This window comes from Mesorhizobium sp. M7A.F.Ca.CA.003.01.2.1 (assembly GCF_003998945.1).
Taxonomy (GTDB): Bacteria; Pseudomonadota; Alphaproteobacteria; order Rhizobiales; family Rhizobiaceae; genus Mesorhizobium; species Mesorhizobium ciceri.
Map to the genome: position 1 here is coordinate 1 of NZ_RZRA01000067.1, position 10,334 is coordinate 10,334.

Sequence of the window (10,334 nt, forward strand, 5' to 3'; positions counted from 1 at the left end):
CTACTCCCCTACTCCCCTATTCCCCTACCTCGCATTTTCGGGGTTACATCAGTCAAAACTCTTCCCTATAAGGCCCTCCTAGCCTGATACCAGAATCGCGAGCACAACCGGCCGGGTCTTCCCGTCCCGGTTTTTTGTGCAAGCCGCCCGCCGAACGGACCTTTGACATGCCAAGACGCACTGACATCAAGTCGATCCTGATCATCGGGGCCGGCCCCATCGTCATCGGCCAGGCCTGCGAGTTCGACTATTCCGGCACGCAGGCCTGCAAGGCGCTGAAGGAGGAAGGCTTCCGCGTCATCCTGGTCAATTCCAACCCGGCCACCATCATGACCGACCCGGAACTGGCCGACGCCACCTATATCGAGCCGATCACGCCTGAAGTGGTGGCCAAGATCATCGCCAAGGAGCGGCCCGACGCGCTGCTGCCGACCATGGGCGGCCAGACCGCGCTCAACACCGCTCTGTCGCTGCGCCGCATGGGCGTGCTCGAGCGCTACAATGTCGAGATGATCGGCGCCGACGCTACCGCCATCGACAAGGCCGAGGACCGCGCGCTGTTTCGCGAGGCGATGAAGAAGATCGGCCTGGAAACGCCGAAGTCGATGCTGGCCAACGCCACCGACGTCAAGAACACCGACCGCAAGACGCATGAGGCCGAGCGCGCGGCGCTCAAGGCCGAGAAGCCGGCCGATCTCGACGCCGCGCTCGATGCGCTGGAAACCCGCTGGAACCTCGGCGAAGGCGACCGCAAGCAGCGCTATATCAGCCATGGCATGGCGATCGCCGCCCAGGCGCTCGACCATGTCGGCCTGCCGGCCATCATCCGCCCGTCCTTCACCATGGGCGGCACCGGCGGCGGCATCGCCTACAACCGCGCCGAATTCTACGAGATCGTCCAGTCCGGCCTCGACGCCTCGCCGACCACCGAAGTGCTGATCGAGGAGAGCGTGCTCGGCTGGAAGGAGTATGAGATGGAGGTCGTCCGCGACAGAGCGGACAATTGCATCATCGTCTGCTCGATCGAGAACATCGACCCGATGGGCGTGCATACGGGCGATTCGATCACCGTCGCCCCGGCGCTGACGCTGACCGACAAAGAATACCAGATGATGCGCAACGCCTCGATCGCCGTGCTGCGCGAGATCGGCGTCGAGACCGGCGGTTCCAACGTGCAGTTCGCCGTCAACCCGGCCGATGGCCGCCTGGTGGTGATCGAGATGAACCCGCGCGTCTCGCGCTCGTCGGCACTTGCCTCCAAGGCGACCGGCTTCCCGATCGCCAAGATCGCGGCAAAACTCGCCGTCGGCTACACGCTGGACGAGCTGGAGAACGACATCACCGGCGGCGCGACGCCAGCCTCGTTCGAACCGAGCATCGACTACGTCGTCACGAAGATCCCGCGCTTTGCCTTCGAGAAATTCCCCGGCGCCGAGCCGGTGCTGACCACCGCCATGAAGTCGGTCGGCGAAGTCATGGCCATCGGCCGCACCTTCCAGGAATCGCTGCAGAAGGCGCTGCGTGGACTTGAAACCGGCCTGACTGGTCTGGACGAGATCGAGATTCCCGGTCTCAGCCATGGGGGCCTCGGTTCCGCCAACCATGCCGACGACCGCAACGCCATCCGCGCAGCGCTCGGCACGCCGACGCCCGATCGGCTGCGCATGGTGGCGCAGGCGATCCGCATGGGCACCTCGTTGGAGGACGTGCACGCCATGTGCAAGATCGACCCGTGGTTCCTCGAACAGATCGCCGGCATCGTCGCCATGGAAGCCCGCATCCGCGAGCACGGCATTCCCGAGGATGCCGTCAACCTGCGCATGCTGAAGGCCATGGGTTTCTCCGATGCCCGCCTCGCGTCGCTGACGAAGACCGACGCCGAAGTGATTCAGAAAGCTCGCGAAAAGCTCGACGTTCATCCTGTTTATAAACGCATCGACACTTGTGCGGCCGAGTTCGCCTCGCCCACCGCCTACATGTACTCGACCTATGAAGTGCCGTTCGCCGGCGCGCTGGCCAACGAGGCGCAGGTCTCGTCGCGCAAGAAGGTCGTCATCCTCGGCGGCGGGCCGAACCGCATCGGCCAGGGCATCGAGTTCGACTATTGCTGCTGCCACGCCGCCTTCGCGCTGCGCGACGCCGGCTATGAAGCGATCATGATCAACTGTAACCCGGAGACGGTCTCGACCGACTACGACACCTCGGACCGGCTCTATTTCGAGCCGCTGACGGCCGAAGACGTGCTGGAGATCCTGCGCGCCGAGCAGGCCTCGGGCGAGCTGGTCGGCGTCATCGTCCAGTTCGGCGGCCAGACGCCGCTGAAGCTGGCGGATGCGCTGGAGAAGGCCGGCATCCCCATCCTCGGCACCTCGCCCGACATGATCGATCTCGCCGAAGACCGCGACCGCTTCCAGAAGCTGCTGCACAAGCTCAACCTGAGCCAGCCGAAGAACGGCATCGCCTATTCGGTCGAGCAGGCCCGCCTGGTCGCCGGCGAGCTCGGCTTCCCGCTGGTGGTGCGCCCGTCCTATGTGCTCGGCGGCCGCGCCATGCAGATCATCCATGACGAGGGCATGCTGCAGACCTACCTGCTCGACACCGTGCCCGGCCTGGTGCCGGAGGACATCAAGCAGAAATACCCCAACGACAAGACCGGCCAGATCAACACGCTGCTGGGCAAAAACCCGCTGCTGTTCGACACCTATCTCTCCGGCGCCATCGAGGTCGATGTCGACTGCCTCTGCGACGGCAAGGCGACCTTCGTCTCCGGCATTCTGGAACACATCGAGGAGGCCGGCATCCATTCGGGCGACAGTGCCTGCTCGCTGCCGGTGCACTCGCTGCCTTCCGAACTGGTCGACGAACTGGAGCGCCAGACGGCAGCCCTTGCCCGCGCGCTCAATGTCGGCGGGCTGATGAACGTGCAGTATGCGATCAAGGACGGCACGGTCTATGTGCTGGAGGTCAACCCGCGCGCATCGCGCACCGTGCCCTTCGTCGCCAAGACCATCGGCCGGCCAATTGCCAAGATTGCCGCCCGCATCATGGCCGGCGAGAAGTTGGAAGACGCCTTCGCCCATTACGGCGCCATGCCCGACCCCAGGAACCCCGGCCACATCGCGGTCAAGGAAGCCGTGTTCCCCTTCGCCCGCTTCCCCGGCGTCGACATATTGCTCGGCCCGGAAATGCGCTCGACCGGCGAGGTCATGGGCCTCGACCGCGATTTCGCGCTGGCCTTCGCCAAGAGCCAGCTCGGCGCCGGCGTCGACCTGCCGCGCTCCGGCACGCTGTTCGTCTCGGTGCGCGACGAGGACAAGAAAGGCATCCTGCCGGCGGTGAAGCGCCTGGCCGGCCTCGGCTTCAAGGTGCTGGCCACCTCAGGCACCGCCCGCTTCCTCGCCGAAAACGGCGTCGACGCCCAGAAGATCAACAAAGTGCTGGAAGGCCGCCCCCACATCGAAGACGCCATCCGCAACCGCCAGGTGCAGATCGTCTTCAACACCACGGACGGCCAGAAGGCAGTGTCGGACTCGAAGTCGCTGCGGCGGGCGACGCTGATGCAGAAGGTGCCGTATTATACGACGCTATCGGGCGCGGCTGCGGTGGCGGAAGCGATTGCGGCACTGAAGGCGGGGAGCCTCGAGGTCAGGCCGCTGCAGGAGTATTTTGCGTAAGGATTGGTGAACTGCTGTCGGCAGTTCTCGCTTTCAAATTGCTCGCCGCAGCCAAATGATATCCGGATTATACCAGCATCTAAAATAGTGCACTCCGACGGTTAGTAAAGGGTCGGATACAGTAGACAGCCCCCGAGACGTCACGTACGCTAACAGCCAAAAGGCGGGGGGACCAAAAAATGAATCCAGTAATTCGCGCTCAAGTCAAGGATTACGCAAAATCCACGAGCATCGAGTCGGCAAGTCTTAGTGATCAATTCGAAATTTACTCGATATTTGCGACTCTAATCGGTCTGTTGGCCGAGTCCGCAGATGCCAACGATGTCCATTTGACAGGCACGGAGTTCGGTCTCGACGGAGTCGCAATATTAATACAAGGGGAAGTAGTAAAAACACGGATCGAAGCAGAAGATAAGCTCGCCGCGATCAAAAATCCATCGATTGAGTTTGTTTTCTTTCAGTCGAAAACTAGCCCAAGTTACGACTACGGTGACATTTCCAAATTTTTCGATGCTATAACCAGCTTTTTTGATGGCGATTTGCGAGATGAAAGCCCCCAATTGTCGGACTTAACCGAGGCGATGCTCGCGGTATATGAAGGTGTAGTTGGAAAGAAAAATCCTTCGCTAAAAGCGTTCTACATCGCAACCGGAAATTACGAGGAACCTCGGCGCATTGAGTCTTTGAAGAATACATTCACTCGTCAAATGTCTGAAAAAAACATGTTTGACAGAGACAACCTTGACGTAAGTATCGTTGGAGCTCTTCAGCTACAACAATGGTACCGAGCCGCCACAACATCTGTCGAAGCAGAAATTGAATTTACAAAAGCAGTCGTTATGCCAAAAAATAAGAATGTGGACGAGGCATACGTTGGATATCTCGAGGCCAAACAACTAGTTAAGCTATTTACTTTGTTTGACGATAAATTTAACGCAATCGGCATCAATAAATCGGTTTTCGTTGACAATATTAGAGACTACGATCAAAGATCTAAGATTAACCAAGAAATAAAGGTCTCAGTACTTGAGAGCGGTGGTGATGATTTTGCTTTTAGGAATAACGGCGTTACAGTTGTGTCGAAAAGTATAGACCGCACTGGAGATCGATTCCATCTTGAGGACTATCAAATAGTAAATGGGTGTCAAACGAGCAATATTATATACGAATTGATCTTTGGGGAAAGCAAAGGGGCAGCTGAAGATCTAAATCTAATTGACCATATTGCAGTGCCATTCCGCCTGATTGGGTCGAAGAACGATGACTTCGTCGCATCGATCATTATTGGAACGAATAGGCAGAACCCGGTGAAGGAAGAACAATTCTGGGCGCTGAGGCCATTTTTAAAGAGCCTCGAAGAATACGCCAGATCGGTTGAGCCGGAAGAGATCATATATCTTGAACGGCGCGAAAACCAATATCGTGGCCAGCAGGTCGAGCGCGTTAGGATAATTCAGCCATCTTCGATGATGAAGGCCCTGGCTGCCGCGATTTTCTTCCAGCCCAATCGTGCAGCTCGCGACTATCGGGGAATCATGTCGGAGTATGATAGCAAGATATTTAAGGATGATCATGATGTTAGGATCTATCATGCCTGCTGTTATCTCTACTACCGAATTGAGTTCCTCTGGAGAAACCAGCGTATAGATAATAAATATAAGACGTTCCGATTTTATATCATATGTGCCGTCGGTTTAATTGTGACCCGAGGCAGAGACGTCTTTTCCATGAAAAAATCGGAAATAGAAAAAGTAGCGCAGAATATTATTGCATTGAGCAAGAATGAAGAGGCGCTCAAGGCGGTGGTTTATAGAAGCTCAGCGATATTAGACGACAAACTTAAGCAGTTTGGGACGCAGTCCCAGGAGAGGGTTCGGGACGCCATCCGATCAGAGTCGGTTTCTAACGAATTTAGAGAGATGATCCTGACCCAAGACATTCCTGAGGTGAAAAACTACGTTTCATAAGAGGCTGGCGAGTCGTCATGCTCGTTCCTATACTCTCATCACGCCACCGCCACACACTCGATCTCGATATCGAACTCCATCGGCCACGACGCCACCGGCACAAAACTCCGCGCCGGCGGATTGACGCTGAAATACCTGGCATAAACACGGTTGATGGCGTTGTAGAAGCCGGAATTGACGGCGTAGATACGCACCATCACCACATTGTCGAGCGAAGTGCCGGCCGCTTCCAGGCAATGTTTCAGCGCCTTCAGCGACGCCTCGGTCTGCACCTCGATGTCGCCGCGCACCATCTCGCCGGTCACCATATCCACCGGCGGCGTCGCCGAGATGAACACGAAGCCGTTGGCCTTGACCGCTGTCGAGCAGGGAAGGCCGAGCGCCCGCACCTTGGCGGACATGACCGGCACTTCGATGATTTCTTTTTTCATGGCAGTTCTCCCTGAGTTGCAGGGAGCTTATCCCGGCACGGGCGGAACGCCAGCGCCGTTCTTCCCTTCTCCCCTTGTGGGAGAAGGTGGATCGGCGCGATAGCGCCGAGACGGATGAGGGGTGTTCCAGCGGAGTGAGACGTCGGCGTTCCCTGGAACACCCCTCATCCGTCGCCTTCGGCGACACCTTCTCCCACAGGGGGAGAAGGAAGATGCGGCGCTAGAGAAATCCGATGAACCGTCCGGCGAAAAGCACGGACGTCCACAGCAGTATCGAGAGCACAGCCAGGATGGTGCTGCCGGCCAGATCGTCACCACCTCTGGCGAAGCGCAGGAAGGTGAAAAAATTGACGCCGGCGAGAAGGATGAGTGCCATCTTGGCGAGGAAAACCGGCATCGCCGCATAGGTGCTCGCCTTGACCGAAAACAGCAGCGAGCCTGTGACGAGCGCACCCGCGAATGCACTTAATGCAATGCGGCGCAGCAGCGCGACGAATGCGGCTTGCGGCAGCGAACGGAAAGCGCCGCAGATCCTGAGGTCCATGAGAACGACGCTGGTCAACAGCGCGCCGATCGACATGATGTGGAGCGCATTGACTATGGGATAGGCGACGAAGGAAGCCTTCAGCCACCGCGCCAACGCAAGATGCTCAATGCCGGCGAGGAACTCGGCCATTTACGCCGGCGGCACGCGGTCGGGATAGACATCATATGTCTTGCCGTTGACGATGACGCGCACCGCTTTCATGCGCTTTTCGGTCGCCTCGAGCGAGCGGTTGCCGATCGCGGTCACCTCGTCGCCGACCTTGGCCACCTCCTCCGTGAAGCCGGCGGCGATCGTGCGTGATGGCGGCGCCATCTCCACCCGCCAGGCCTCACCCTCCGCGTCGACATCCAGCGTGGCGTGCGGATTGCCGATATAGATGGCCGTGATCTTGCCCTTGAGTTCGAAAAACCCATCCTGTGTCCACGACCAGCCGTGATGGGCATAGGCCGCGGTGCCGGCGGCAAGCATCACGGCCGCCGTCAGCGCGACGCTGCGAATTGCCTTGAACTGCATCGCTCGTCTCCTCGGTTCATCCCGCAGGCACTTGAGAGTAGGACACGGCGCGGCAACGTCAAATCATATCGAGCGAAAGACTGGACCGCCAAGCGCCCGCCCAATCGCCGGCATGACGCCTTGTTAATGACACCCATGCGCGCCACTCTCTCTTTCCTGGCCGTTCTTCCCCTGGGCTGAAGATCGGACTCCCATCGGAAACGAGGCGAACCATGAGCAGCATGAGAGACCGTCAGGAAGGCTTCGAAAAGAAGTTTGCGATGGACGAGGAAACGAAGTTCAGGGCCATGGCGCGCCGCAACAAGCTGCTCGGCCTGTGGGCCGCCGAAAAGCTCGGCAAATCCGGTGCTGACGCCGACGCCTATGCCAAGGAGGTCGTGCACGCGGATTTCGAAGAGGCAGGCGACAACGATGTGTTCCGCAAGGTCCGCGCCGACTTCGACGCGGCGGGCATCGCCCAGTCGGATGGCCAGATACGCACCGCCATGGAAGAGCTGCTGGTGACCGCGGTCGAGCAGATCAGGTCGACCTGAGCGCCGCTCAGCCTTGATCGGTATAGGGCGTGCCGTGCTTAAGGCACAGGGCCATATTGTGGTGTTGGTTGGCCAAGCGGGCTGGCTTCCATCGTAGCGCTCTACGGCGCCCCCCTCTGTCCTGCCGGGCAGGACAGAGGGGGGCGCCATAGTGAACCGCCCTCACCCCTGATGCGCGGCGGCCAGTTCCTTCACGTGTTTTTCGTGCATCTGCAGCGTCGGCAGGGTTTTCTTGGCGAATTCCTTCATTGCCGGGTCGTCGCCGGATTTCGCATAGCCGCTGAACAGCGCGACGGCTTCCTTATGAGCGTTGGTCTGCATCTCGATGTATTTGGCCTGGAATTGATCGCCGCTGGCGCTCTTCAGCTCATCGAGCATCTTCTGCTCCTTGGGCTGCAGGGCCGGACCGGACGGTGCGGTGGCCGAGGTTGTCTGGCCCTGGGCAAGCGCCGCCTTGAATTCCTCGCCGGCCTTGGTGTGATCGGCGATCATCTGTTTGGCGAACGCCTTGACGTCGGCGTCGGTCGCCTGTTGCTCGGCGAGCTTGCTGGACTGGATCTCGAACTCATTGGCGCTCGGCACCGTCTTGATGAAGGTCGAAGTGTCGACCTTCGTCGTGGCGGCGAGCGGCGTGGTCGTGGCGGTCGTGTTCGACTGGGCAAAGGCCGGCGCGCCGGCAAGCAATGCTGCTGCGGTCAGAATGGTAAGCGTCTTCATGGCATGTCTCCGGTTGGAATTGTCCCTCGGACAATCCAACGTCGCTTGGGCACTCCGGTTGCAGATCATGAGGAAGAAGCCTGCGCGTATCGCCTCGATTACCCGAACCGCGGCGGCTGGCCACAACTGCCTTCAGTGGCAGCAAGCTTCGCCATATTGCAGCTGCTCGTTCCAGTTCGGGCGACCTTCCGGCGTGAAATCCATCAGATTCCACAGCGTTTCGCAGGTGCCGAGGCCACGCGGATCCTGACCGGGCTCCGTCGGTGCGAAATCCAGTTCCGAACTCCAGAAATGGCGTATGCCGTCGGGGTCGCGGTGAAACACCGACAGCAGCGGGATCTGTGAGCCGTCGGCCGCCTCCGCATTGTAGTCGCGCTTGAAGCTGTTGGCCGCCGAAGACACCAGCCGCATGTTGCGCCAGCCCCGATCTCGACCGAGCGTGACCAGGTTTTCGAGCGCGGTCTTGCCCACCACCGCGAAATTGAAGCCGGCCGCCTGGAGATGCCCGACCGCGCCGTCGAACTGATCGAGCAATGCCGTGCAGGACGGACATGGCTGGTCCGGTCGGGCGAGCTTCGCCGTGCCGCCGCTGGTCGCCACATCGCGCTTCTCCTGCGGGTGGCGCGGGAACATCATGTTGTAGAGGATCAGGCTGTCCTTGCCGGGCGCGAACAGCTCCGACAGCCTTGTCTTCGCGGGCTTGCCGTGGGCATCCAGTGCGTCGAATTCATAGTCCTGGCGGATCAGCCCGCCCGGCGGCAGCGCGCGCCGGGCCTCGGCGACCTCTTCCATGGCGCGGCGCAGCTCGATTTCCTTCTTCAGCAATTTTTCGCGCGCGGTGCGGTATTTCGCGGATTCGTTGGGAAAGGTGATCATGATCGGCTCCTTCAAGTCGCAGCGCCGGCGTCCCGGCGCGGTTGCTCTGCGACCCAAGGACGTTTGGCGGTGATCGGCTCCGACATTTATTGCGCATGGTGATATGTCGTAATACCTGTCCGGGCAGCGTGATCCGGGGGACGAGATGCACGACGACGAGATCGATCTGCGCTGCCCGCAAGTAGTGACCGACAATGCCGCCAAGGGCCTCAGACTGCGCGGAGAATTCGGCCGCGGCGGCACCGAGATCGGCGTCGCCCGCGCCACCGAACTGAAGAACCGGGAAAAGCTCGCGCCCTCCACCATTCGCCGCATGGTCAGCTATTTCGCCCGCCACGAGGTCGACAAGCGCGGCAGGAACTACGGCAATGAGCAGAACCCTTCGGCCGGCTACATCGCCCGGCTGCTGTGGGGCGGCGATGAAGGCCGCACCTGGGCGCTTGATCTCAAGCAGAAGATCGGCAACGCGCCGGACATCTGACAACGGTCCGCACTACGCTGACCGCTCCTCACCCCTTCACCCCGCCGGCGGTGAGGCCGGAGACGATCTTGCGCTGGAAGATCAGCACCAGCACCACCAGCGGCACCGTGACGATCACCGAGGCGGCCATGATGTTGCCCCAGGGGATCTCGAACTGCGAGTTGCCGGAGAGCAGCGCGATCGCCACCGGCACGGTCCGCTGTGCGTTGTTGGAGGTGAAGGTCAGGGCAAACAGGAACTCGTTCCACGCACCGATGAAGGCCAGCAGGCCGGTGGTCGCCAGCGCCGGCCACATCAGCGGCAGGAAGACCCGGGTGACGATGATCCACGGCGTCGCGCCGTCTAGGATCGCCGCCTCCTCGACCTCGACCGGCAGGTCGCGGACGAAGGTGGTGAGCACCCAGACGGTGAACGGCAAGGTGAAGATCATGTAGGAGAAGATCAGCGCGAACAGGGAATTGTAGAGGCCGAAGATGCGGACCAGTTCGAACAGCCCGGCCAGCAGCGCCACCTGCGGGAACATCGACACCGACAGGATGATGAACAAAAGCGCCGAGCGGCCGCGGAATCGAATGCGCGCCAGCGCGTAGGCTGA

General features: G+C 60.1%; 10 protein-coding genes. 4 read left to right on the forward strand and 6 right to left on the reverse strand.

The features are described from left to right. The first annotated feature begins 167 nt into the window (after positions 1–167). Positions 168–3,674, forward strand: coding sequence for a carbamoyl-phosphate synthase large subunit (carB, locus tag EN969_RS05045; RefSeq protein ID WP_027162088.1), 3,507 nt, complete (start codon positions 168–170; stop codon positions 3,672–3,674). Between the two features lie 179 nt (positions 3,675–3,853). Beyond that, entirely contained in the window at positions 3,854–5,641 is a 1,788-nt protein-coding gene (locus EN969_RS05050) for an AIPR family protein (RefSeq protein ID WP_063168793.1), read from the forward strand. A gap of 38 nt (positions 5,642–5,679) precedes the next feature. On the opposite strand, the gene EN969_RS05055 is transcribed toward EN969_RS05050, so the two are convergent. The 3 genes from EN969_RS05055 to EN969_RS05065 form a co-directional block, all read right to left on the reverse strand. After that, positions 5,680–6,072, reverse strand: coding sequence for a RidA family protein (locus tag EN969_RS05055; protein WP_027039300.1), 393 nt, complete (start codon positions 6,070–6,072; stop codon positions 5,680–5,682). 220 nt (positions 6,073–6,292) lie between these two features. After that, the gene (locus tag EN969_RS05060; RefSeq protein WP_063168794.1) at positions 6,293–6,748 is read right to left on the reverse strand and encodes a hypothetical protein; all 456 of its coding nucleotides are present in this window, start codon (positions 6,746–6,748) and stop codon (positions 6,293–6,295) included. Further along, complete coding sequence (locus tag EN969_RS05065; RefSeq protein WP_063168795.1) at positions 6,749–7,132, reverse strand: DUF6152 family protein; 384 nt, start codon at positions 7,130–7,132, stop codon at positions 6,749–6,751. Between the two features lie 212 nt (positions 7,133–7,344). Here EN969_RS05065 and EN969_RS05070 point away from each other — a divergent pair, with 212 nt between their 5' ends. Continuing rightward, a complete protein-coding gene (locus EN969_RS05070; RefSeq protein ID WP_063168796.1) occupies positions 7,345–7,665 on the forward strand; it encodes a DUF1476 domain-containing protein in 321 nt (106 codons plus the stop codon). Positions 7,666–7,827: 162 nt separating this feature from the next. Here the strand turns inward: EN969_RS05070 and EN969_RS05075 are convergent, their stop codons facing one another. Beyond that, entirely contained in the window at positions 7,828–8,382 is a 555-nt protein-coding gene (locus EN969_RS05075; protein ID WP_027162094.1) for a DUF4142 domain-containing protein, read from the reverse strand. 132 nt (positions 8,383–8,514) lie between these two features. Then, positions 8,515–9,258 carry a DUF899 family protein gene (locus EN969_RS05080; RefSeq protein ID WP_063170314.1) on the reverse strand — a complete coding sequence of 248 codons (744 nt, stop codon included), beginning with the start codon at positions 9,256–9,258 and terminating at the stop codon, positions 8,515–8,517. A gap of 145 nt (positions 9,259–9,403) precedes the next feature. Between EN969_RS05080 and EN969_RS05085 the strand changes: the two genes are divergently transcribed. Next, positions 9,404–9,739: a hypothetical protein gene (locus EN969_RS05085; RefSeq protein WP_063168797.1), complete on the forward strand. Its 336-nt coding sequence runs from the start codon at positions 9,404–9,406 to the stop codon at positions 9,737–9,739. Between the two features lie 28 nt (positions 9,740–9,767). Here the strand turns inward: EN969_RS05085 and EN969_RS05090 are convergent. Beyond that, on the reverse strand, positions 9,768–10,334 hold a 567-nt coding region (locus EN969_RS05090; RefSeq protein WP_164758149.1), incomplete at its 5' end, for a carbohydrate ABC transporter permease.